This window comes from Bradyrhizobium jicamae, assembly GCF_001440395.1.
In the GTDB taxonomy this organism is placed as follows: Bacteria; Pseudomonadota; Alphaproteobacteria; order Rhizobiales; family Xanthobacteraceae; genus Bradyrhizobium; species Bradyrhizobium jicamae.
In genome coordinates this window covers 1-21,955 of sequence record NZ_LLXZ01000027.1, presented here as the reverse complement: position 1 = coordinate 21,955, position 21,955 = coordinate 1, and the positions used below count along the sequence as shown (strand labels likewise).

General features: G+C 60.6%; 22 protein-coding genes and 1 pseudogene. 9 read left to right on the top strand and 14 right to left on the bottom strand.

The genetic code is table 11. The features are described 5' to 3' along the window. The 3 genes and pseudogenes from CQ12_RS46000 to CQ12_RS04670 all read left to right on the top strand — a co-directional run. Positions 1-739: pseudogene (locus CQ12_RS46000) on the top strand (5-methyltetrahydropteroyltriglutamate--homocysteine S-methyltransferase); the annotation flags it as partial. Positions 740-779: 40 nt separating this feature from the next. Then, entirely contained in the window at positions 780-983 is a 204-nt protein-coding gene (locus CQ12_RS04675; protein ID WP_057834193.1) for a hypothetical protein, read from the top strand. Continuing rightward, positions 980-1,375 (top strand): Rieske 2Fe-2S domain-containing protein, encoded by a 396-nt coding sequence (locus CQ12_RS04670; RefSeq protein WP_057834192.1) that lies wholly within the window; start codon positions 980-982, stop codon positions 1,373-1,375. Before CQ12_RS04675 ends, CQ12_RS04670 begins: the two co-directional genes overlap by 4 nt. 129 nt (positions 1,376-1,504) lie before the next feature. Here the strand turns inward: CQ12_RS04670 and CQ12_RS41785 are convergent, their stop codons facing one another. Beyond that, a complete protein-coding gene (locus CQ12_RS41785) occupies positions 1,505-1,720 on the bottom strand; it encodes a helix-turn-helix domain-containing protein (RefSeq protein WP_083519128.1) in 216 nt (71 codons plus the stop codon). A 92-nt stretch (positions 1,721-1,812) separates the two neighbouring features. On the opposite strand from CQ12_RS41785, the gene CQ12_RS04665 reads away from it, so the two are divergent. After that, positions 1,813-2,214, top strand: coding sequence for a hypothetical protein (locus CQ12_RS04665; protein ID WP_057834191.1), 402 nt, complete (start codon positions 1,813-1,815; stop codon positions 2,212-2,214). Between the two features lie 2 nt (positions 2,215-2,216). On the opposite strand, the gene CQ12_RS04660 is transcribed toward CQ12_RS04665, so the two are convergent. The 12 genes from CQ12_RS04660 to CQ12_RS04605 all read right to left on the bottom strand — a co-directional run bounded on the left by CQ12_RS04660 (position 2,217) and on the right by CQ12_RS04605 (position 14,200). After that, positions 2,217-2,459 carry a DUF2274 domain-containing protein gene (locus CQ12_RS04660; RefSeq protein WP_057834190.1) on the bottom strand — a complete coding sequence of 81 codons (243 nt, stop codon included), beginning with the start codon at positions 2,457-2,459 and terminating at the stop codon, positions 2,217-2,219. Positions 2,460-2,462: 3 nt separating this feature from the next. After that, positions 2,463-3,656 carry a TraB/TrbI/VirB10 family type IV secretion system protein gene (locus CQ12_RS04655; RefSeq protein WP_347337410.1) on the bottom strand — a complete coding sequence of 398 codons (1,194 nt, stop codon included), beginning with the start codon at positions 3,654-3,656 and terminating at the stop codon, positions 2,463-2,465. Positions 3,657-3,742: 86 nt separating this feature from the next. Beyond that, complete coding sequence (gene trbG / locus CQ12_RS04650; protein WP_057834188.1) at positions 3,743-4,765, bottom strand: P-type conjugative transfer protein TrbG; 1,023 nt, start codon at positions 4,763-4,765, stop codon at positions 3,743-3,745. Beyond that, positions 4,762-5,466, bottom strand: coding sequence for a conjugal transfer protein TrbF (trbF, locus tag CQ12_RS04645; RefSeq protein WP_057834187.1), 705 nt, complete (start codon positions 5,464-5,466; stop codon positions 4,762-4,764). The genes trbG and trbF overlap by 4 nt, the downstream gene beginning before the upstream one ends. Before the next feature lie 3 nt (positions 5,467-5,469). Then, positions 5,470-6,633 carry a P-type conjugative transfer protein TrbL gene (gene trbL, locus CQ12_RS04640; RefSeq protein WP_057834186.1) on the bottom strand — a complete coding sequence of 388 codons (1,164 nt, stop codon included), beginning with the start codon at positions 6,631-6,633 and terminating at the stop codon, positions 5,470-5,472. A gap of 11 nt (positions 6,634-6,644) precedes the next feature. Next, positions 6,645-7,397, bottom strand: a complete 753-nt coding sequence (gene trbJ / locus CQ12_RS04635) for a P-type conjugative transfer protein TrbJ (protein ID WP_083519127.1) — start codon at positions 7,395-7,397, stop codon at positions 6,645-6,647. 26 nt (positions 7,398-7,423) lie between these two features. Further along, positions 7,424-10,000 (bottom strand): conjugal transfer protein TrbE, encoded by a 2,577-nt coding sequence (gene trbE / locus CQ12_RS04630; RefSeq protein ID WP_057834185.1) that lies wholly within the window; start codon positions 9,998-10,000, stop codon positions 7,424-7,426. Then, positions 9,994-10,251 (bottom strand): VirB3 family type IV secretion system protein, encoded by a 258-nt coding sequence (locus CQ12_RS04625; RefSeq protein ID WP_057834184.1) that lies wholly within the window; start codon positions 10,249-10,251, stop codon positions 9,994-9,996. The genes trbE and CQ12_RS04625 overlap by 7 nt, the downstream gene beginning before the upstream one ends. Beyond that, on the bottom strand, positions 10,251-10,610 hold the full coding sequence (locus tag CQ12_RS04620; protein WP_083519126.1) for a TrbC/VirB2 family type IV secretion system protein: 360 nt from the start codon (positions 10,608-10,610) through the stop codon (positions 10,251-10,253). The genes CQ12_RS04625 and CQ12_RS04620 overlap by 1 nt, the downstream gene beginning before the upstream one ends. Positions 10,611-10,628: 18 nt before the next feature. Then, complete coding sequence (gene trbB / locus CQ12_RS04615; RefSeq protein WP_057834183.1) at positions 10,629-11,612, bottom strand: P-type conjugative transfer ATPase TrbB; 984 nt, start codon at positions 11,610-11,612, stop codon at positions 10,629-10,631. Then, on the bottom strand, positions 11,605-12,159 hold the full coding sequence (locus tag CQ12_RS04610; protein ID WP_057834182.1) for a ribbon-helix-helix protein, CopG family: 555 nt from the start codon (positions 12,157-12,159) through the stop codon (positions 11,605-11,607). Before CQ12_RS04610 ends, trbB begins: the two co-directional genes overlap by 8 nt. 13 nt (positions 12,160-12,172) lie before the next feature. After that, the gene (locus tag CQ12_RS04605) at positions 12,173-14,200 is read right to left on the bottom strand and encodes a conjugal transfer protein TraG (RefSeq protein ID WP_057834181.1); all 2,028 of its coding nucleotides are present in this window, start codon (positions 14,198-14,200) and stop codon (positions 12,173-12,175) included. A 622-nt stretch (positions 14,201-14,822) separates the two neighbouring features. Here CQ12_RS04605 and CQ12_RS04600 point away from each other — a divergent pair. From CQ12_RS04600 to CQ12_RS04580, 5 genes are all read left to right on the top strand, one after another. Beyond that, entirely contained in the window at positions 14,823-15,929 is a 1,107-nt protein-coding gene (locus tag CQ12_RS04600) for a Fic family protein (protein ID WP_057834180.1), read from the top strand. Positions 15,930-16,241: 312 nt separating this feature from the next. Beyond that, positions 16,242-16,799 carry a hypothetical protein gene (locus CQ12_RS04595; protein WP_057834179.1) on the top strand — a complete coding sequence of 186 codons (558 nt, stop codon included), beginning with the start codon at positions 16,242-16,244 and terminating at the stop codon, positions 16,797-16,799. Between the two features lie 56 nt (positions 16,800-16,855). Further along, positions 16,856-17,947 carry a T6SS phospholipase effector Tle1-like catalytic domain-containing protein gene (locus CQ12_RS04590; RefSeq protein ID WP_057834178.1) on the top strand — a complete coding sequence of 364 codons (1,092 nt, stop codon included), beginning with the start codon at positions 16,856-16,858 and terminating at the stop codon, positions 17,945-17,947. A gap of 2 nt (positions 17,948-17,949) precedes the next feature. Continuing rightward, positions 17,950-19,068: a hypothetical protein gene (locus tag CQ12_RS04585; RefSeq protein ID WP_057834177.1), complete on the top strand. Its 1,119-nt coding sequence runs from the start codon at positions 17,950-17,952 to the stop codon at positions 19,066-19,068. A 76-nt stretch (positions 19,069-19,144) separates the two neighbouring features. After that, positions 19,145-19,462 (top strand): hypothetical protein, encoded by a 318-nt coding sequence (locus CQ12_RS04580; protein ID WP_157088002.1) that lies wholly within the window; start codon positions 19,145-19,147, stop codon positions 19,460-19,462. Positions 19,463-19,502: 40 nt separating this feature from the next. On the opposite strand, the gene rlxS is transcribed toward CQ12_RS04580, so the two are convergent. Further along, complete coding sequence (rlxS, locus tag CQ12_RS04575; protein ID WP_057834175.1) at positions 19,503-21,473, bottom strand: relaxase/mobilization nuclease RlxS; 1,971 nt, start codon at positions 21,471-21,473, stop codon at positions 19,503-19,505. Positions 21,474-21,955 lie beyond the last annotated feature (482 nt).

Sequence of the window (21,955 nt, the reverse complement as noted above, 5' to 3'; positions counted from 1 at the left end):
GCAATCCTACGGCTCGCGCTACGTCCGTCCGCCGATCCTGTTCGGCGACGTCTCGCGGCCGAAGCCGATGACGGTCGAATGGTGGCGCTATTCGCAATCGCTGACCAAGAGGCCAATGAAGGCAATGCTAACCGGACCCGTGACGATCCTGAACTGGTCGTTCGTGCGTGACGACATTCCGCGCAGCGAAGCCTGCCGGCAGATCGCGCTCGCAGTCCGCGACGAGGTCACCGACCTCGAAAGGGCCGGAGCGACCATGATCCAGATCGACGAAGCTGCGCTTCGCGAGGGCCTGCCGCTGCGTCACTCCGAGTGGAAGACCTATCTCGACTGGGCGGTGGAAAGCTTCCGCATCTGCTCGACTGGTGTTGCCGATGCCACGCAGATCCACACCCACATGTGCTATTCGGAATTCAACGCCATCATCGACGCGATTGCGGCGATGGACGCCGACGTCATCTCGATCGAGACGTCGCGCTCGAAGATGGAACTGCTCGATGCGTTCACCGGTTTCAAATATCCGAACGGCATCGGTCCGGGCGTCTACGACATCCACTCACCGCGCGTCCCAGAGATCGACGAGATGAGGGATCTCATCACACTGGCCCGGAAGCGGCTGTCGGACTCCCAGCTCTGGATCAATCCGGATTGCGGCCTGAAGACGCGCAAATGGGAGGAAGTCCGCCCCGCGCTCGTCAACATGGTCGCAGCAGCGCGCGAGCTCCGCAAGGCGTCTTGATGCTGGCCTAGCCTTCCCCCGGTTCCTGCACGGACTGCCGATGCGCTTCTGGATCAAATGCACCCGCTTCGACAGCGGCAAGCCCCATCACATCAATTTCTCGCTGGTCGGCGGGATGTGGCGCGACTGCGACAAAACGATCCTGGAGTTCATCGGCAGCGGTGCGCAAACGATCGAGGTCCGCGAGACTCCCGAGGAGATCCTCGCCATCCACCTCGGTACATCGGGGGTGTCCGCTTCATGAATCCAGTAACGAACCCGACCGGCATCGACGCAAGTCCGGTGCCGGCCAACCTGCGAACGATCGGCTCACACCCCGATCATCGGTATCCCGTGGCCTGGTTGCACGAGGTGAAGCGCGAACGTGCATTCGCCTCCTCGTTTCCAGGCAACCCCATCGTCATCGTTCGCACCGACACCGGCGATCTGTTCGCGCTGGAAGATCGCTGTGCCCATCGTCAGGTCCTACTGTCGAAGGGCGTCGTCAGGGATTGCCATTTGCATTGTTGCTATCACGGCTGGAGCTACCATTCATCTGGCCGGTGCCTCCACGTTCCCTATCTCGGCAAGGACAAGCTCCCCAACGGTGTCCGAGCCTATCCGTGCTGCGAGCTAGACGGCGTCGTGCTGGTATGAGCGACGCCGTAAAAAGCACGTGGGAGCCGTCTCGCTTCGTTTAGTAAGTAATTGATTTTCGTTGAGTTTTGATGGAGCACCGGGGCTTGGACCTGGAACCGCAAATTAAGAGTCGGCGGCTGGGCCGCTTCATCGTCGTCTACGACGAACTAGCTCCTCAGGGTCGACATCTAAAGCGCGAGCTACCCGCTCAAGTACTAAGAGAGAGGGATTTCTCTTGCCCGTTTCAACGCCACTTAGATAGGTCTGATGGATCTTGGACCTATCGGCGAGCTCCTCCTGGCTGAGTTTCTGTGCTCGGCGCAACTCCTGAATATTTAGGCCGACTCGGTCCTGCAAACGCATGCAGGAAAATCGAGACAAACAGCGCTATCAGCCCATAGACTATGAGTCATAAAGCGACTAGTCTGACGATCACGGATGGAAGTTTTAGAGCTATGCCAGCAGAACCCGTTGCTTCCGCCTTTGGCGCCTTTGCCAAATGCGACCAAATCACTGCGAACGTTGGCTATCGTGACGTGTCGACAGGACAAGTGGTAGCCTCGATCGAAATTCCAGCCCAAGTGATCGAACGCGCGGTTCTCGAGAACGCTTCTGTGGAAATCACCTTGTTGAGCGACGGAGAAATTGCCTCCGCCGTCACAGGATCTGCATGCGATTGCTTTTCGGCAAAGACGAGCGTCTCCGTTGACCACTTGGTAGACGCGTTCGTAAGCAACAATAACCTACACAAGGAAGAGGCGACGGAAACGGAGCTCAGGACATTGCTCGGACGCCTTCAGAAATCCGTTCAAGCGGTAGAGCGCACGATCCGCCTCATTGAAGGTACGGCAAAATAGGCTCAGAGTAGTGGATTAAGACGAGACCCCGTCGATTCGTGTCTCTTCTTGCTGCCCTTCCGAAAATCTGCGTCACTGTCAAGAAATGCCTCAAGCATAAATGGTATTAGGTCCGCGACCTCCTCGCGGCTTCCATAAGTCTCGGCATAGAAATCGGCGTATTCACGCAGCCGCTTCGTAAGGTTCGGCGCCAGCACGACATTCATCTTGACCGGCGTTCGATCAGGTAGCTTTGCAAGCTTCATCCGTCACCTGCCCTTCGCCATCGTTTGAACGTCCTCGTATGGCTTCAGCACCAAGTCCTTCGCAACAATCACGCGAACCGGCCATCCCGGTCGCACCGTGATGGTCGGCTGCACGTCGAGCTCGCGCTCTACCAGGCGCTGGCCGGCACGATTGGTCGTTTGCTGCGTGCTTTCCCGCAGAGCCTTCACGAGATCACTCTCGTCATTGCCGATCGATAATTGGGTGCCCACCCCAATCAGAGTCGCAAGAGCCACGCCCTTGAGCATCTGCCAGGTATGGAAATCAACCTCGTCCTCGAGCCCGGCGTAACCTGCGACGTCGGTAGCCGGAAGGTTCTCGATCACGATCGAGTTTCCGTTCGGCAGGATGAGCCTTGTCCAGACGACCAAAGCCCGCTTCTGACCGAACGCCACGACGCTATCGTATTTGCCAACGAGCCGCGTCCCCTGTGGGATCAGCAGATGCTCGCCCGTTACCGTGTCATAAACGTGTTCGGTGACCTGACCGATCGTGGCGCCGGGCAGATCCGAATTCAATCCCGTAACAAGGCTCGCTGGAATGATCGATCCTGCCATCACCGCATATTTGGAAGGTGCCGCCTTCAGCGCGTGAGGATTGGTGGTATCGGTGTCACCTTTCGCGCCCAAAAACGCGAGCTTTCGCGCCTGCGACGAGGGGATGATTTCGTTGGAACGGTCGATCATCATCCGCGCTGCCTGCGCCAGCTCTGCAGCCGGCGGTCCCTGATCGGCCGCCGGCGCTCGGAATGAGAACGGTTGGCTGGCGGCCACCTCGGCAGTCACCGCCTGCTTTCGCTTGTCCTGCTTCTCCGAAAGCCGGAAGAACAAACCGGACTCCTTGGCCTGTTGCGCGATGCGCGCCTGGCGGATGCGTTCGGCTCTTTCGGCGTCCTCTTCCGGATTGGTGCGGAAGCCCGAATCTGCTGCCGCTGTGCCGGCCTTCTTTTCATTCTCGGCGAAGGCTCGGCCAATGTCGCCTGGCGAAGGCGGCCCCAGGCGGGGCGTTGCGGGGGCTAGGTCGTCATAAGACCTTGGAAGCTTGTTCAGACCCTCGGCCGTTTGCTTGCGGTCGGTGTTGTAGAGTTCTGACCGATCGGCTTGCCTGAACGCTAGCGGTCGAAGTGCAATAATCGTTGCACCCGCAATGAACAGTGCCGCGAGGGCGCAGCCGATCATGAGGGCGCGCCTGTTGAGGCGCCGAATTGGCCGCGGCCGTCCCCGCAACTCCAACGGTTCCGGTGAGTCCCGATTTGGTGCACTCGTCATGAGGCGCTCCCGGAGCCAATGGCCTGCGACACCGGCCGCGCATCGACGCGAATGATCCGGACGATACGCTGTGGGTTTTCGCCAAGGCGGAGTTCGGCAGCGCTAAACAGCCGGTCGACGATGTAGTACGAACCGCGGACGCGATAGTTCACGAGATTTGGGCGCCCGTCCGCGCCTGCAACAAACAATGGCGGTGCTTCGCCTTGGGACAGGCCTGACGGCATCTGGATAAAGACCTTGCGGCCATCATCGAAGGCGCGTAGCGGCCGCCATGGCGGGTCGTCGCCTTCGATGCGGTAACGAAAATTCAAGCTGTCGAGCCGCACCCCGCGGTCGGCCACTCGCTCCTCGTTAGCCGCAGCGACGGCATTTTGCCTATGAAGCGCAATCAGCGTATCCGTCGGGTAGGTCCAGGAGATCGAGGCCATGTAGGTCTGCTTGGTCGAGACAAGCTCCAGGTGGTAGGTGCGCCGATCCGTCAAGACCACCAGGTTGGTCTGGATGTCCGGCAGCGTTGGTTTGACCAGGATGTGCACCCGCCGGGAGCTACCCTGCCCGCTTGCGGTATCTCCAACAACCCAACGGACCGTATCTCCCGTCGAGACGTCGATCAGTTCCTCGCCTGCCTGAAGCGCGATGGTTGCGACTTTCTCTGGGCTTGCATAGAGCCGATAGAGGGCTCCCTCCGTCCACGGGTAGACTTGAATCGCATTGATGTAGCCTGCGCGTGTCGGCTCTATCCGCGCCGCCTTGTTGGCCTTCGCGATCGCCTGCTCCGGCGGGAGCTTTTCTTCCTTCGCGCCTTTCGGATAAGGCTTCAATTGGCCGGGCAGCGGCAAAATCTTTGGCGTTTCGACAACCTGGACCGGCTTTGGCGGATCCAATTCGGGAAGTGCCTGTTCAAACGTCATCTCGTCATAGGGCGCTTCGAGATTGAGCTTGGTGGCGCATCCACCGACCAGGAGCGACAGGACGAGTGCGCTGGCCGACGCAAGTTTGGTGGGGGCGGCAGAATTCATTTGGCGTCTCCGATGAGGTCGCGCGACCAGTTGAGGGAATGGACGTAGAGGCCGAGCGGATTCTTGCGCAGCGTCTCGGCATCTCCCGGCGGCTTGAGAACTGTGGTCACAAGCCCAGTGAAACGCTCGGTCTTGGCGACTGACCCGTTCTCGTAGGTGTTTTCCTTCCAGCGGATCTCAAAACTGTCGCTTGACGCACGCACCACCGAGGTCACCTCGGCGGTGACCGTCTTGGAGCCGATCTTCGCGAACGGATCGGCTTCACGTGCATACTCGTTCAAGGCTAACGCACCGCGGTCGGTGACGAAATCGTAGGCGCGCAGCCAGTTGGTTCGAACGACTACCGGATCGATCGACAAGGAGCGGACGTTTTCGATGAACCGCGCCAGAAAATGCGCAATCTGCGCATCTGAAGGCTGATAGGCTTCGAGCGCGGGACCGACGGCGCGCACCTCACCAAGCCGGTCGACTTCGACCACGTAAGGAACGACGCCCGAGCGGCCGATCAGGACGAGGAGCGTCAAACCGAGAATGCCGGACAAAGCGGTCGCAGCCAGCGCCGCAAGCCGCCAGTTGCTCGCCTGAACCCGCGCGGAGCCTAACCGCTCGTCCCAGATTCGGGCTGCCTTCTGATAGGGCGTCACGGGTTCTGGCGTTTCACCGTATCGAACGGACACGCGTTGAAAGGGGTGGCTGGCCATGTTTCAGTCCTCCCCAAGCTTCGGACCCGACGAATGTCCACCCTTGTCACCCTCTTTCAGGGTATGGGCGATAACCCGCGCAGCTTCACTTGCTCGCTGCCGTCCTGCCATTGGTGCGGGCTTGGCGGAGCCCCCCGCTTCTGCTCCATTCGCCGCCCGACCACCGCCTGGACTCGACAGTTGATCGATGGCGGAACCGCGCGTCGTGCCGCCGGACGTTGATGCAGCTCCTGCCAGCGACGCCGCCGAACGAACCGCCGTTCCTGATCCACTTGCTAATGCTCGGAGTCCGCCTATCGCGGCTGTCCCTCCCCCAATTGCAACGGCGGCTGCGCCCGCCACGGTTCCGGCGGCAGCACCAGCGCCCAGCTGAGGCGCCCCCGAAACAAGCCCTGCGGCAATGCCGGGACCGAAGATTCCAAGTCCAAACAGGGAAAGCGCCGCAAGCAGAAGGCTCATGGCCGATGCAATGTCGATTGGCCGCGTCAAGGTGCTCGCCAACTGGCCAAAGATGGTCGAACCGATGCCGATGATGATGGCCAGCACCATTACCTTCACGCCGGAGGCGACGACGTTGCCGAGCGTCTTCTCGGCTAGAAACGCGGTTTTGCCCCAAAGCGCGAACGGCACCAGAATGAAGCTCGCAAGCGTGGTCAGCTTGAACTCGATCAGGGTGACGAAGAGCTGCACCGAGAGCACAAAGAACGCGAGCACGATCAGGATCCAACAAAACAGAAGGATCAGGATCGTCGGCAGATTAGTCAGCACATCGAAGCCGGAGAACTGGCTCGTCTCCTCCAGAAGCGGATGCGCGGCGGTAAATCCCGCGGAAGCGACGAATCCCGGTCGGGTCAGGTCGGCGGCACTAAGGGTGCCGCCCGACGCCTTCAGACCAATGCTCGAGAACGAGCCGAAGATGATATCGGCGAGGCTTTTGAAGTTGCCAATGATGAAGGCGAACGCGCCCACATAGAGCACCTTCTTCGCAAGCGTCACCAGGATCTGATCGTCGGCCCGAACGCTCCAGGCAAGCCCGGCAAGCGTGAGATCGATGACGACGAGTGTCGAACTTAAGAAGGAGACCTCGCCTGACAGAAGGCCAAAGCCCGAGTCAATGTACCTCGAGAAGGTCTCGGTGAAGCGGTCGATGACAGAGAGATCAGCCATGGTGCCCTCTCCTATTTACGGCCGGCGTAGGCGTGGCCATCGCCGATGAAGCGGATGAAGCGCTCCCGGGCGGCCGCAACGGCAGCCTGCTGCTCGGCCGCTCTTAACGTGTCAGCGCGTGCCTGGGTTGCGAGCAGCGCCTGCGTCTGCAGCGATTGCTTGACCTGGAGGGCGAGCAATTCGTTGCCCGACTGCTGGACCTGCAGCGAGCCGACCGCACCCGACGAGTTTGCCATCAAGGTACGAAGCGTTTGGCCGTCCTTGCCCAGGGTGCTGACGATGGCCGACTGGACTGTCAGCGTCTGCTTCAGCCCCTCGTAGCTGTTGTCCCAGCGCGCGGTCGCGTCCTGCACCATTTTGTCGGATGAGGTGGCCGCCCCATACTGGTGACGATAGAACCGCGCGAAATCCTGCTGCGTCCTCTGAACGTCAAATGAGATGCCCTTCGCTTGCGCAATGAGGCTGTTCATCTGACTGATGGTCGACGTGAGCTCGCCGACGACACTGGTGGGGAGGCGTGTTAAGTGCTTGGCCTGATTGAGAAGTGACTGGGCTTGATTTTCGAGGCCTCTGATCTGGTTATTGATTTGTTCAAGCGCTCGGGCAGCCGTCAGCAGGTTCTGGCTGTAGTTTGATGGATCGAACACAATGACCTGCGCGCCAAGCCGTCGCGATCCGTTCACGGCGATTATGAGAGATAGAGCAATGGTTACCCATGCCCCTAAGGTTGTGCGAGAGCATAGGCGGCAGATGTCTTTGAGCACGAGATACTCCGAGGTTGAGGTTGAAGTCAGGCCTTGTGAGCCTGTTCGAAGGAGCTGATCAAGTTCGCGGCCCAGTGCAGATTTCGTTCAGCGAGGTAGCGCTCGGCAAAATGATGAGGGCCTGACCGGGCTAAGACCGCTTCGATGCTGCGCTGGTCTTCGGGCAAGGATGCTCCGACGAGCGCAAGCGCGACCGGCCCGAGGCCGAGCTCGAACAAGCGGTTGCCTGCGCGAGATTGCAGGTAATAGTCACGCTTGGGATAGGCTTCGGCGATCAATCCCACCTGTGTTTCGTTCAAGCCGAAGCGCCGATAGGTTTCGGTCTGCGTCGGCTCAAGGGCACGCGGATTCGGCAGGAATATTCGCGTCGGACAGGACTCGATGATGGCGGGCGCTATCTGGCTATCGGCGATATCGGCAAGCGATTGGGTCGCGAAGATCACCGCGACATTCTTCTTGCGCAGCGTCTTTAGCCATTCGCGAATTCGGCTGGCAAACAACGGGTCGTCCAGGAAGACCCAGGCTTCATCGAGCACGAGCAAGGTCGGGCGGCCATCAAAGCGCGCTTGCAGGGTGTGGAAGAGATAGGTGAGAACGGGCGCGACCAAGCCTGGCAGCGCCATCAGTTCCTCCATCTCGAAGGTCAGAACGTCGGCGTTCGAGAGACGATCGGCGTCCGCATCGAGGAAACGGCCGTAAGGTCCTTCGAGGGTATAAGGCTGGAGCGCCTGGCGCAGCGCATCGCGCGAAAGCAACGCTACGAGCCCGGTCATCGTGCGCTGGGAGATAGGGGCCGTACCGAGGCTCTTGAGCGCCGACCAGACCGCTTCCTTCACTTCGGGCGTCACGGTAACGCGCTCATGAGCAAGCACGCCGCAGAGCCAGTCGAGTGCCCAAAGCCGTGCTCCCTCCTCCGCGACATCCTTGAGCGGCTGAAATGCGATGCCGCCCTTGGCGCCGAGTTCGTACCAGGCCCCGGACAGAGCGAGCGTTGTGGCACGGGCGGAGCGCCCCTTGTCGAACGTAATCAGCTGGGCATTCGGGTAGCGGCGGAACTGCAGCGCGAGCATCGAGAGCAGCACCGACTTGCCGGCGCCCGTTGGCCCCACGACGATGGTATGCCCAACATCTCCGGCATGTAGTGAGAGGCGGAACGGGGTCGCGCCCTTAGTTTTGGCGATCAGAAGCGGCGGACCGTCGAGGTGCTCACAGCGTTCCGGCCCTGCCCACACTGCCGACAGCGGACACATATGGGCCAGATTGAGCGTGTGAACGATGGGCTGGCGAATATTCGCGTAAGCCTGTCCCGGCAGCCCGCCAAGCCATGCCTCGACTGCATTGACGCTTTCCCGGATCGTGGTGAAGCCGCGGCTATTGATCACACGTTCGACGAGCCGGATCTTGTCGTCAGCGGCGCGCGCGTCCTCATCCGCGACTGTGACGGTCGTCGTGACGTAACCGAACGCCACGAGGTCATCGCCAAGTTCGGTCAGTGCGGCGTCCGCGTCGATCGCCTTGTTGCTGGCGTCCGTGTCGATAAGCGCCGCCTGCTCGTTGAACATGACCTCCTTCACGATTGCTGCCAGGGATTTGCGCTTGGCGAACCATTGGCGGCGGTACCGCGACAGGGTCGCATGAGCCTGCGTGCGGTCGAGCGGCAGAAACCGGGTCGCCCAGCGATAGGCAATCCCAAGCCGGTTCAATTCGTCAAGCAAGCCCGGATAGGTAACCGACGGGAAGCCAAGGACGGTCAGCGCACGCAGATGGCTGCGGCCGATTGCGGGCGACAATCCACCGGTCAACGGCTCGTCGCTCAGAAAGCAATCGAGATAGGCCGGAATCTTGGGAACGACGACCGGGTGTCGCTTAGTCGAGACACAGCTGTGGAGATATGTCAGCGTCTCCTCATCGCTGAGTGGCCAGATCTCGGGTAGGACGGAGGAAAAAAGATCGATCGCCCGGTCCGTTTCCTGGCCAAAGCGCTCAAGGTGATCCCAATAGCTGTGCTCGCGCGCCAGCTGAGACCGTTCAACCTCTACAGCAGTCTCAGAAACACCGTCGTTTCGCGTCCCATCCTCTTGCCAGCCTATATCAGCACGTTGCCGAGGCCGTCCCCGTCCCGCTGCCTGCTTCTCCTGCGGACGCTCCAGAAACAACCCCTCTAGCCGCGACACGCGTTCAGCGGGTGGCAGATACATCAAGGTAAGGTGCAGCACACTTTCAAAATGCTGCCCGCGCGGACGTGAGGGGTCGTCCCACGAAGCATCAGAGGTGCTCTCAAAGGCCGCCCGCCGCTCCTCGTCGACTAGCCAGGACACCGCGTCGGGAAATTGTGAGCGCGGATATTCCGAGGCCTCGGTCCGCGTGGCGTCAAAGAACAGCGCCCAGCCCGAGCCAAAGCGCTTCAGAACGTTGTTGACCCGCGACACCACGCTTATCAGCTCGGCCTCGGTCGCGCTGTCGAGATCAGGTCCCCGGTAGCGGATGGTACGCTGAAAACTGCCGTCCTTGTTCAGAACGACGCCCGGGGCGACGAGGCACGCCCAGGGCAACCAATCGGCCAGGCGATAGGCATGGCTGCGGAATTCTCTCAAGTTCAGCATGCAAGCCAGCCCTTATGTTTGGTGTGGCGGACGGCGACCTCGACAAAGGCGGGATCGCGCTTGGCAAGCCAGACCGCTATGCCGTGACCGACGATCCAGAGCACGAGACCTGCGAGCCAAAGCCGCAAGCCGAGCGCCAGCACGGCCGACAAGGTGCCGATCAGAATGGCAGCGGCGCGCGGCGCGCCACCGATCAGGATGGGCTCGGTCAACGAGCGGTGGAGCGCAAGTTCGAAACCATCGGGACGCATCAGATCAGCGCTCCACCGCCGAACGAGAAAAACGAAAGGAAGAAGGAGCTCGCCGCAAACGCAATCGAAAGGCCGAACACGACCTGGACCATCTTGCGAAATCCGCCGGAGGTGTCGCCGAAGGCAAGCGAAATGCCGGTCACCGTGATGATGATGACGGCGACAATCTTGGCGACCGGCCCCTGCACGGATTCCAGGATACGCTGCAGCGGAGCTTCCCACGGCATGCCCGAGCCGGCCGCGTGCGCCGCCGTCGCGGTCAAAAGCACGCAACCGACTGCCGCTCCGACCCCCGTGAGGAGACGTTTGTGATCTCGGAGAATCAAGAAACACGACCTTGAACGCAGCAAAACATGCATGTCGAACTCTCCGTGAGGTCAGGGACGATGGCTGGTATTTGGGAGGCCGGCTGGGGTTTCCAGAAGGTAGTCGCCAGCGGGATCGAGGCCCTTGAGCTCGGCGACCGCCTCGATCCGCCGCGCGGGTCCTCGCCCCTTGATGAAGACGATAAGGTCAATCGCCTCGGCAATGAGCCGGCGCGGCACCGTGGTAACGGCTTCCTGGATCAGTTGCTCAATCCGGTAGAGCGCCGCGCGCGCCGAATTGGCGTGAACCGTGGCGATCCCGCCGGGGTGGCCTGTATTCCAGGCCTTCAGCAGGTCGAGGGCTTCGGCTCCTCTCACCTCGCCGACAATGATGCGGTCAGGACGCAAGCGGAGCGTGGAGCGCACGAGATCGGCAAGGCTTGCCACGCCGGGCTTGGTGCGGAGCATCACGGCATCCTTGGCCTCGCAACGCAGCTCGCGCGTGTCCTCGATGATAACGATGCGCTCATCAAGGCGCGCGATCTCTGCCAGAAGCGCATTGGCAAGCGTCGTCTTGCCCGATCCCGTGCCGCCCGCAACCAGAACGCTACGGCCTTCTGTAACCGCGGCTGTGAGCACCTTGGCCATCACGGGTGAAGCTATCTGCGCCTTGACGTAGTCAGAGAGGCGGAAGGTGGTCGTTGCAGGTTTGCGGATGGCAAAGCACGGCGCGAGCGAGACCGGCGGCAGGACGCCTTCGAACCTCTCGCCGGTTTCGGGGAGCTCGGCCGAGATGATCGGGAATGACCCGCTCGCCTCGGCGCGGACATGGCTTGCGACCAGGCGGATGATCCGCTCAGACTCCTGTGGCGTCAGCACCACGCCGGTGTCCGCGCGACCGGAGCCATGTCGGTCGAGCCAGAGCCTGCCGTCCGGATTGACCATCACCTCGACGACGTCGGCCTCTTCCAGGGCCAGCGCGATCGCCGGTCCCATCGCGGTCCGCAACATTCCGCGGCGCCGATCGCGGGTTTCGGGCGAGAGAAGATCAGACATGGCCGACCTCCTCCCGCCCTGCCGGAGACAGCCCCGGCTGCTCGCCCGTCGCATGCTGCGAGCGGGATCCAGTTGAGGAGCTTTCCTTACCGGCGGCGAGCGGTGCTCCCTCCTCGATATGCCGCATGAAGAGGTCCGGATTTGAGATTGAGACCTGCTCCATAACGTCGGCAACCAGCCGGCCGCCCGACGCGACGCGCTTGCCGACCTGGACCACGAACATCTCGAACCGCTCGCGCCCGAGCGCGCGTGCCGCATCCTGATCGGGCGAAGGCAGAGGTGGCGTGATGGTCAGGTAGTAGCGGACAAACAGAGCAATGGTTTCAGCCATGATCGAGAGATCGCGATCGGACCGATCGAGCTGCCGGCTCATACGGTCGAGCCGGCGGATCAACGCGGCATCGCCACTGGCGTCGCGCTCGGGATTGAGGAAGCGATCGAGCGCCGCTTCGACGATCGCCGATTTGTTGGTTCCGGGTCGCCTGGCGGCTAACTCAAGTCGCTCTGCTACGCTGTCAGAAACATAGGCCGAGAGTTTGGGTTTCATTCGAGAATTCCCGTCAGAACGCAGGAAGGAGATCGTCGTCGTCGCGGGTCACGGCATGGGCGCTGCGGATGGTGCTCGAGGCGTCGGCCGCCCGCTGCATCTGGTTGCGATCCGCGGCTACGTCTGCGTCATCGTCGAGCAGGCGCTCCTCGGTGAACCTCGCCGCCTCTGTAAGAGGACTTGTCTCTTCGAACAGCGGCAGCTGCTGCTTGAGGCCGCCCTCCTCGGCGCCGTTCTGCATGAGGTCGCGGTACGGCAGGGTCGCCAGCCGAAGATCGAGAGTGCGGATCTGGCTGGCCCAGGCGTTTGGACGTGCCGCCGGACGGTCGCGATACTCGTCCGTGGCGAGCTGTGGCGGCGAACGCAGGCGCCCTACAAAATTAGCGTCCTCATAGTGGCGGAGCTTATTGGCCCGAACCGGCGCAAGACCCGAAACCAGCACGATGGCCTGGTCGGGCGGCAACTGCATCACCTCTCCCGGCGTGAGCAACGGCCGCGCGGTCTCCTGGCGACTGACCATGACGTGACCGAGCCAGGGCGCGAGCCGGTGACCGGCGTAGTTCCGCTGGGCTCTCAACTCGGTTGCGGCGCCTAGCGCATCCGAAATTCGCTTTGCGGTGCGCTCATCGTTTGCGGCAAAGGCGATGCGGACATGGCAATTGTCCAAGATCGCGTTGTTCTCGCCGTAGGCCTTGGCGATCTGATTGAGCGACTGGGCGATCAGATAAGCACGGATACCATAGCCGGCCATAAAGGCGAGCGCGCTTTCAAAGAAATCGAGCCGACCGAGCGCCGGAAATTCGTCCAGCATCAACAAAAGCTGGCGCTGCTTGGCCTCGCCTGCTTTCGTGTTCAAGGATTCGGTCAAGCGGCGGCCGATCTGGTTGAGGATCAGCCGGATCAAGGGCTTGGTGCGGCTGATGTCCGAGGGTGGTACGACCAGGTACAGCGTGACCGGCTTTTCGGCACCGACCAGATCGGCAATGCGCCAATCGCAGCCTTCGGTATTCCGACTGACAATCGGATCGCGGTAGAGCCCGAGAAAGCTCACAGCCGTCGACAGGACGCCCGATCGTTCATTTTCGGACTTGTTGAGGAGCTCGCGCGCGGTCGCGGCGACCACGGGATGGACCTTCGGCTCGGCGTCGGTTCCGAGATGGTTTGTGGCCATCATGATCCGCAGCATCTTTTCAAAGGACTGCGCCGGATCGGCCAGGATCTCGGTCACACGTGTGAGCGTCTTCTGCTCTTCCGCATAAAGAACATGAAGGATGACGCCGACCAGCAGGGAATGACTGGTCTTTTCCCAATGGGTGCGGCGTTCCAGCGCTCCTTCAGGGTCGACCAGGATGTCGGCGATGTTCTGGACATCGCGCACTTCGGCTGCGCCCTTTCGGACCTCAAGCAACGGATTGTAGCGGGCACTTCTCGAGTCGGTCGGGTTGAACAACAAGCAATGCGAGAAACTTGCGCGCCAGCCAGAGGTTAGCTCCCAGTTCTCACCTTTGATGTCATGCACCACCGCCGACGAAGTCCAGGACAATAGCGTCGGCAGCACAAGCCCAACGCCCTTGCCGGAGCGTGTCGGGGCAAAGCACATGACGTGCTCCGGTCCATCATGACGCAGGTAGTTGTTTTCAAACCGCCCAAGAAACACGCCTTTTGGCGCGAACAGGCCGGCTTGCTTGATCTCCTTTGGCGTGGCCCAGCGTGCCGAGCCGTAAGTCGTTACGAGCTGATTTTGCCGCGCCCGCCACACCGAATTGAGTACGGCGAACAGTGCGCCCACGATACCGCCGGCCCCCGCAATAACACCGCCGGTTTCAAAGATCTCGGGCGCGTAGGCCTCGTAGGCGTACCACCATTCGAACAATCGCCAGGGCAGATAGACTGGATGATCTGCAATCAAAAACCAGGGTTCGCCAAGCCGCGCCTGAAAGCCGAGAGCCGCCGCGGTCCATTGCGTCGCTCCCCACGTTGACGCGATGACGATGCCGAAGACGACAGTGATCTGACCGACGTAGATTTTTGCCGGAAACATTTTCCGCCCCACTCAGAGTGCGGCGAGATGAAAAGCGGGAGTGCGCCGAGCATTCAACCGGAATAAAAATCGTCGGCGACAACGAGATCCGCCCCTATCAAACTGATCGATGAGAGATCGTCGGTGCGCCAATTTCAACGCAGTTGAGGAAGCGCCTCAATAGAACGTGAACGGCATGATCAAATTGGATCAATCATCCAATCCGGTTTCGATTACTCAGCGCGCAAGCCTGTCCCGAAGTGAGAGAGCGAATCGAACGAACCCGGTTTGAGCATTCGTCTTCGATTGGTCGGATCGACCGATCGTGCGGAAGAGCGCGCGTTCCACTCGTTTTGCGAAACGAGTATAGCTGCGCGCGAACGAACGACCCGCTTAGCCATCCCAGTCGCGGACGCTTGCGGTCTCTCTGCCGTCAAGGCGCCGGCAAATGATCCGCCAAGGGAAGTCAGGCGACAGGGGCCGAATTGGGGAGCGTCAGAGCAAGTCTGGGCCGGTCGAACTACCCCGATACTGCAATTCCGCTGATGCGGGGATAGTCGGGTCTATTCTCCGCATAATATGCGGGAAATAGCCTTGCGAATGTGAAGGAAATCCGCCATATTCTCCGCAAGGAGTGCGGAGAATGCCAGAATATATTCACCACCTACCTGATTGGCCTCACTTTTTCTGGGATACCGATGCTCTCGCGAAACTACTCGCGACCGTCCGCCTGCGCCAAGGACAGCTCATAGGCCGGATGCAGGCGCTGGGCTTCCCGCAGCAGGAGGAGGCCGTCCTGACTACCTTGACCGAGGAAGTTCTCAAGTCGAGCGAAATCGAGGGAGAAAAACTCGACAAGGATGCGGTGCGCTCATCGCTTGCGCGCCGCCTTGGTATGGACGCGGGCGCCTTGCCGTCAGCGGATCGCAACGTCGAAGGCATTGTCGAGATGATGCTCGACGCCACTCAGAAGTTCAAAGCCGAGCTCACGGCAGAGAGACTCTTCGGCTGGCATGCGTCGCTCTTTCCGACGGGCCGCAGCAACATGAAGAAGATCGCTGTGGGAGCCTGGCGCGACGCTTCGGCAGGACCAATGAAGGTCGTCTCTGGCGACTATGGTCGGGAGCGCGTGCACTACGAGGCACCGGCCGCCGAAAAGCTGGATGCTGAAATGACCGCATTTCTCGATTGGTACAACGCCGAAGAGAAGATCGATCCGATCATCCAGGCCGCCATCGCACATCTTTGGTTCGTGACAATCCATCCCTTCGAGGACGGCAATCTACGTATCGCGCGCGCCATCGCCGACATGTCGCTCGCCCGGTCAGAAGGAATTCCGCAACGCTTCTACAGCATGTCGGCCCAGATACGCGCAGAACGAAAGACCTACTACGACATGCTGGGGAGCACCCAGAAGGGCGACCTTAACGTCACACCGTGGCTTGAGTGGTTCTTGGATTGTCTCGACCGCGCCTTCAGTGGAGCTGAAACTATTCTCGCAGCTGTGCTTGAGAAGGCGGAGTTCTGGAAACGGCACGCCTCTGCCAGCATCAATGATCGGCAGCGCGATATGCTGAACCGTCTGCTTGACGGTTTCGAGGGGAAGGTAACCTCGAGCAGGTGGGCAACGATCGAAAAGTGCTCGCCCGATACAGCGCTGCGCGACATCCAGGGCCTTGTTGATCAAGATATCCTGACCAAAGATCAGGGAGGCGGAAGAAGCACGAGCTACTCCCTTGCCTCGGCTTGATGGCGCCCTTACCCGCGATCCACTGCACGCAACAGGCGATCGTCAACGCACCCGACGCTTCAGCGCCACGGGCGGCGGTCGCTGCCGCCGATCAAGGACACCTTCAGCAACGAGGCTGTTGCCGAACGCAGACATACCCACAGGCATTTCTGCATCAAGCGTGCATTAGTATAGCCAAACAACCTGACAGCGTGCAGTATCAGAACATTTAGAATCTGAACGCATCCGCAAGGGCGAGCCAGATTGCGACGCCCGATGCTGCGTTGAGACCAGATCATTTTGATCAGGACGCCGCTTTGAGCCGGGAACGCAATGGCCAAGATCGTTATTCTGTTCGCGCTGACGCTCGCACTTAATCTCGCACTCAAGTTTTTCGTTGCACCGCGATATGGCAAGGACGTCGCGGCGCGCTTTCTCGAGCATCTGAAGTACATTCCCTCGCAGGACGAGGCACTCAGTCAGGCTTCCCTCGCACGCTGGCTCGCCGACAAAACGCAATCGGGAGCGATCAGCGGCTACGTCTTTCCGGTGCTGCTGTTCCCGCTCGACATTCTTTTCCTGATTTGCCTCGGGCTCTTCCTTGGATTTGCGTCGGTCCCGCTGGCGGAGCGATTGGAATTGCTGTCGAGCCTGCCAAGCTGGATCTGGTGGATCCTTCCGATGTGCTACATGGCCTCCGATATTGCAGAAAACACCGTCATTGCAGCCATTTTTAAATCGTTCGTTCCGCTTAGCGCGAAGTCCTTCCGACTGCTAAGTACCTTCACCACAATCAAGATTAGATCCGTGAAGGCGGCGATTTGCCAAGTCGCCGTCCTCGGCGCGCTGAACGTTCTTTCGCTCGTCATCCCCTTTGGAATGCCGATTTGAGCCGATACACCGCGGTCTAGACAATCAATTGCAAACAGTCCGTTTGGAGGACAGCAATGGCAAAAAAGATCATTCTGCTTTCGGACGGCACCGGCAACTCCGCAGGCAAGGTCTGGCGTACAAATGTTTGGCGGGTATTTCAGGCGCTGGAGCTGAAGGGGTCGAACCAGATCGCCATTTACGACGATGGCGTCGGGACGTCATCTTTCAAACCACTCGCCATCCTGGGCGGTGCGTTCGGCTACGGCCTGAAACGCAACGTACTGACGCTCTATAAATTCCTTTGCCGCAATTACCAGCCCGGCGACAAGATCTATGCCTTCGGCTTTAGCCGCGGCGCCTTCACAATTCGTATCGTCGTCGGCCTTGTTCTGAACCAGGGGCTCGTCAAGTTCGCCAATGAATCCGATCTCGACAATAAGGCACGTGCCGCCTATCGCGCCTACCGCCACGACAAGTACCCGGCCTGGAATTTGCAGTACCCATTTCGGCTCGCGCGCTTCTGGCTGGACAAGCTATTCTACACGTCCTGTGAGCGGCCGATCGACAGTATCGAATTTGTCGGCGTGTGGGACACGGTTGCCGCCTATGGCCTGCCGATCGACGAGATGACGCGCGGCGTCAGCGAATGGATCTGGCCGCTGGAACTGCCAAACACGGAGTTCAACAAGAAGATCGTCAAGGCGCGGCACGCGCTGGCGATCGACGATGAGCGCGCGACGTTCCATCCGGTTCTGTGGAACGAGGACGAGACCAACACCGAGCCGAGCGGTGCGAGCCGCTCGACCAACGGCGAGCAGCTACTGCAGGTATGGTTTGCCGGTGTGCATTCGAATGTCGGTGGCGGATACCCCGACGATTCGCTCGCCAACGTCTCGCTTGCCTGGATGATGGCTGAGGCGAAGGAAGCCGGTCTTGTTTTCAAGGACATGCCGGACGATGAGCCCGATGCGTTATTGAGCACGGATTCGGCAAAGGACAAGGATGGACGGCTGTACGATTCCAGAAGCGGACTTGGCGGTTACTATCGATACAGCCCACGAAAAATAGCCGATTTCTATGAGGCGATGCCGATCACGGTTGACAAGGACGGCAAATCCCACCGCGGCGCTTGCCCAAGATCCATGACGCAGTCTTTGGCCGAATAAGGATGGGTGCGCATTTTTATGCGCCGGTCGGATTCCCAAAAGACTACGAGGTTGTCCAATCAACAGACGCCGCCGTCACATACTCGGAAACAGGACCAACAATTTCGAATGTCATCTCTACCATTCAGCCCAACACGAAGGCGATCGCGGAGGGCGAACAGGCGAGCGCCCGGCACGCCGCCCAGGAAGCAATCTGGGACATTGTCTGGCGGAAGCGAGCGATCTATTTCTTGACCGTTTTCGTGACGGGTTACCTTCTGCTCTATCCGCTACTTCGAGACAGCTATGCCTTTCAGGAGCTTCGAACGCCGCTTCGAATTGTTTCTGACACCATTCGTCTGATCGGCGCGATCCTTCCGGGACTCGCCTCTCGCTGGATCGACGCCTATGCCAGGGACCCGGCATGGTTCCTGCTCTGGGCCGGTCTCGTCGCCTTCCTGATCTGGATCGGCGTCCGTCTTGGGCGTTCGATCAATGACCGGATGAGGCTATTGTGGAGTGACTATCTACCGGCGACGAACACGCCGGCCGACCCAAAGGCGCCGTGGGTTGCCTCACCGCTCCAGAGCATCCTGTTTGTGGGTGCCATTGCCTATGTGTTGTTCTACCCGTTGCTCGGCAGCGTGAAGGGGTTCGGATGGCTGATGCTGCCCGGCATATGGAATGATATCCTGCTCGCCTATACGGCGGAGCCCGTCCGCGGCGTTCTGATTGCGTTCCTCACCTTCTACTTCTTGCCGGATATCGCCGTCCGAAAACTTAGACAATCGCCGATCTACCAAACCATCCTGCGAGGATTCAAATACTACTTCGCGCCGGCGGCGTCTGCGCTCGGCATGCTGTACCTGGCGCTCGCGTTCGGCAGCCATTACCTGTTCTCGATCCGCGACTCTTTTGGGAGCTTTTGTCCGGAAACCCAAGGCCTCAATACCAGGCATAATGGTTTCAAGAATGTCGGTGGAAAGCAGCAGGCCGAGCTGGCCTTCGATACGTCTGACGGCGCCGCCAACAAGCCAAACAATCTTTGTGTGTCGACCGGTGTCTTCCTGGAGACCGGGTGTTCGATATCGCGTCGTTTTCAAGCGGCTTCCCGAGGTCGAGACCGATCCGCCTTCGGGTAAATGGACGTTCTTTGGCGAAGAATCCTACATGGGAGGTCAGCCGGTCTCACACCTGTCCGGATGGAAGTCCGTCGCAATGACGCTGTTGTTCCCATTTCGCAGGAGCTTCGACCGCCCGTGGGGCAACATCGTCCTCCGAATCGGCTCGATGGGCAATGAAGAGGACTTTCTCGACCGCGCGCCGCCAAGGCAGAGTGACAGTCTACTTCCAGACGAAAAGGACTTCGCTGTCTCCGATAAGTCCGAGACCCTCGCTGAAGTCCTGACACCCAAGCGGGATGGCGAATTGTTCGTTTACTTGAACAAGCCGGTAGTCGGGCTGTGGGGTTATGAGACCTGGCTCAGTGACCGGATTGGGACGGCGGGGCGCGCGAAGATACTGATCGTAAGATAGAGAAAGGATAGTCAAGATTGTTGTTGTACGAAGCGCGTGGTCAGCGTCCAAGATCGCGCTTGATCCCGATCGACCAGGATATCGCTTCTCCGCCCACGCTCCCGGCAACCAACTGCCCGCGCGCCCGCTCCAGAACCGGACGCCAGGGTACCAGCGCGAAGTCGCGGGACCGCTCGATCACGGCAAAGCGACCGCTGTTCAGCGTCAGCATGCGCCGATAGACGCCCGTGAGACGGTCGCCGGTCTGGACGTCGAGATGTTCAAGCCCGGTTCGCGCAGAAATATCCGCAGCCGTAAGGCTGAGCTCGCGAGCCTCGAGCGTCCGCAACAAGTCCCGCGCATAGCGCACCTTTCCTTCCTGTTCGCGAGCGAGCCCCTGCTCCATCAACCATTGCCGCCTCGCCCGCATCGCCGCCTCGACTTCCGCACCCATTCCGCTCCGCCCAAGCGCCTCGGGCGCCTTGGCGACGAGTTGGCGATCGAGCCAGGTCGCGCCCACCGCCGGTGGTAGGTCCTCGAGCCTTTGCCATGACAGCACCGCAAGCCGCACCGGATTACGGGAGCGCTGGCGGCTTTCATACTCCAGCGCCCGGTCAAGATAGTCTTCGCCCACCGTCCAACGACCGTCGGCGAGCCGGCTCACCATCCCTTCCTGCCGCATCGCTTCCAGCCGCCGCACATGGGACGCGATGAATTCACCCGAAGCCTGCCGGTCGAACTCATGGTGCAGGTGCTCGCTGTAGCGTCCATGATGGGCGGCGGCGATCGTTGCGATGGCCCGATCGATCTCGCGCGGTTCCGCAGTAAGCGATCTCAGCTCCACGATGGTATTCCGGACGGGCGGCTCATCGCGAGCCGAGAGACTGCCGATCTCGGCGTAATGCGTCCGCCCATCGATGCCATCGAGCACGACATAACGCCGCTCCCTCAGCTCATCCGAGAACCCCTCTCCGACGACGCGTCCGACCAGGCGCCGACCGCCCGTGCCGGGGTCGAAGATCGTGTAGACGCCGGGCGCCCGCGAAACTCCCGCTGCGGCGAGCTCGCGGTGCATGGTCTTGATCATGTCGCCGCGCTCGCCCATGCGTCTGAGCTTTGTCTCGAACCTGGCGTCGATCCGCCAATGGCGGGGTCCGGCCTCCTCCGCCAATCCCATCCGCTCCAGCGTTCGCAGCCGTCCCATTCGTGCAGCATGCCAAATGGAACCTTTTGCGGGCTGCGCACCGAGCTCCAGAGCACCATCCGGCGCGTCGCGCAGGATTGCCCGGTCAAGACGCGTAAATCGCTCGGCGGTGATCTCCTGCTGGAGCTTGCGCGTGGCTTCGACCTCGGTTTCTGGGCCAAGCTCCCGGGTGATCAGATCCGCGGCGCGTGCCCGTAAGCCGTGGGCGATATAGTCGCGGGCGATCACGAGGTCATGGCCTTCACCGTCCTTGCCGCGCAAGACGATGTGGCTGTGCGGATGGCCCGTGTTGAAATGGTCCGCCGCGACCCAATCGAGCTTGGTGCCCAGGTCACTTTCCATCTGCCGCATCAGATCGCGGATGTAAGGCTTTAGATCAGAGAGTTCCGCGCTATCCTCAGGTGCTACGATGAAGCGGAATTGGTGGCGATCGTCCGCACTTCGTTCCGTGAAGGCCTTGCCGTCGGCGCGGTCATTGCTTGCGTCATAGAGCTCGCCCGGCTCACCGTCCCGCGTGACGCCGTCGCGTTGCACGTAGCGCAGATGCGCCCGCATGGCGCCGGGATCGCCCGCCTTGATCCGCACGATGCGCGCCTTGATCACCACCCGACGCAGGCCTTTAGCTCTCGCACGTCCGGCCAGCACCGCCCCTTTCGCGTGTCCGCGGCCGATCCGGCCGCCCGAGAAGCTCGACGCACGATGTGAACCGCTGCCGGCTTTCTCAGCAGCCTGTCGGACGCGCCGGAGATAGCTGGTTGCTTTCCTGGCTTTGCGGTTGCCGATCCGGCCAAGCTTCACTTCGAATTCATCGTCGTCGACGCCGTGCATGACGCGAGGTCCCCTTCAGGAAGACCGCGGATATGTGAAGCCGGCGTGCGACTGCCAAGCCGCAGACGCGATCAACGAACGACTGCATTGCCTTAAGCCGCAATTGGCGACATCGCGCCCGGCGATGTCGCCAATTCTTGGATGTGCAGACAAGGACCTAAGCACGGCGAAGCGACAGTGCTTTTATCTTGCTCTCCCGCTTCGTTCGTTTCGCTGGTTCCCAGGGCCCAACTTCCAAGCCAACAGACTCTCGGTACTCGCGGCGATTTGCGACAAATTGCAGTTCGGGTCATTGCGGTGGATCCGCTAATAGCGCTCACCCGAATACGTCGGCTGGCGGCCGATTCATTGCGAAAGTGCCGCCGCGACTTGGCAGATGACTTGCGAAGCCCCGACCGTTTGCGAGCGTTTGCGATAGCGATCGTCACCCGAAGGGCCGAGACACCCGTAGGGTGGCTCGGTGAGGAGCGAAGCGACGAGTA

Bases quoted from the DNA above. Each gene is read 5' to 3' on its own strand.
- CQ12_RS04675 (WP_057834193.1), top strand. From the start codon at position 780: ATGCGCTTCTGGATCAAATGCACCCGCTTCGACAGCGGCAAGCCCCAT.
- CQ12_RS04670 (WP_057834192.1), top strand. From the start codon at position 980: ATGAATCCAGTAACGAACCCGACCGGCATCGACGCAAGTCCGGTGCCG.
- CQ12_RS41785 (WP_083519128.1), bottom strand. From the start codon at position 1,720: ATGCGTTTGCAGGACCGAGTCGGCCTAAATATTCAGGAGTTGCGCCGA.
- CQ12_RS04665 (WP_057834191.1), top strand. From the start codon at position 1,813: ATGCCAGCAGAACCCGTTGCTTCCGCCTTTGGCGCCTTTGCCAAATGC.
- CQ12_RS04660 (WP_057834190.1), bottom strand. From the start codon at position 2,459: ATGAAGCTTGCAAAGCTACCTGATCGAACGCCGGTCAAGATGAATGTC.
- CQ12_RS04655 (WP_347337410.1), bottom strand. From the start codon at position 3,656: ATGATCGGCTGCGCCCTCGCGGCACTGTTCATTGCGGGTGCAACGATT.
- trbG (WP_057834188.1), bottom strand. From the start codon at position 4,765: ATGAATTCTGCCGCCCCCACCAAACTTGCGTCGGCCAGCGCACTCGTC.
- trbF (WP_057834187.1), bottom strand. From the start codon at position 5,466: ATGGCCAGCCACCCCTTTCAACGCGTGTCCGTTCGATACGGTGAAACG.
- trbL (WP_057834186.1), bottom strand. From the start codon at position 6,633: ATGGCTGATCTCTCTGTCATCGACCGCTTCACCGAGACCTTCTCGAGG.
- trbE (WP_057834185.1), bottom strand. From the start codon at position 10,000: ATGCTGAACTTGAGAGAATTCCGCAGCCATGCCTATCGCCTGGCCGAT.
- CQ12_RS04625 (WP_057834184.1), bottom strand. From the start codon at position 10,251: ATGCGTCCCGATGGTTTCGAACTTGCGCTCCACCGCTCGTTGACCGAG.
- CQ12_RS04620 (WP_083519126.1), bottom strand. From the start codon at position 10,610: ATGCATGTTTTGCTGCGTTCAAGGTCGTGTTTCTTGATTCTCCGAGAT.
- trbB (WP_057834183.1), bottom strand. From the start codon at position 11,612: ATGTCTGATCTTCTCTCGCCCGAAACCCGCGATCGGCGCCGCGGAATG.
- CQ12_RS04610 (WP_057834182.1), bottom strand. From the start codon at position 12,159: ATGAAACCCAAACTCTCGGCCTATGTTTCTGACAGCGTAGCAGAGCGA.
- CQ12_RS04605 (WP_057834181.1), bottom strand. From the start codon at position 14,200: ATGTTTCCGGCAAAAATCTACGTCGGTCAGATCACTGTCGTCTTCGGC.
- CQ12_RS04600 (WP_057834180.1), top strand. From the start codon at position 14,823: ATGCCAGAATATATTCACCACCTACCTGATTGGCCTCACTTTTTCTGG.
- CQ12_RS04595 (WP_057834179.1), top strand. From the start codon at position 16,242: ATGGCCAAGATCGTTATTCTGTTCGCGCTGACGCTCGCACTTAATCTC.
- CQ12_RS04590 (WP_057834178.1), top strand. From the start codon at position 16,856: ATGGCAAAAAAGATCATTCTGCTTTCGGACGGCACCGGCAACTCCGCA.
- CQ12_RS04585 (WP_057834177.1), top strand. From the start codon at position 17,950: ATGGGTGCGCATTTTTATGCGCCGGTCGGATTCCCAAAAGACTACGAG.
- CQ12_RS04580 (WP_157088002.1), top strand. From the start codon at position 19,145: ATGACGCTGTTGTTCCCATTTCGCAGGAGCTTCGACCGCCCGTGGGGC.
- rlxS (WP_057834175.1), bottom strand. From the start codon at position 21,473: ATGCACGGCGTCGACGACGATGAATTCGAAGTGAAGCTTGGCCGGATC.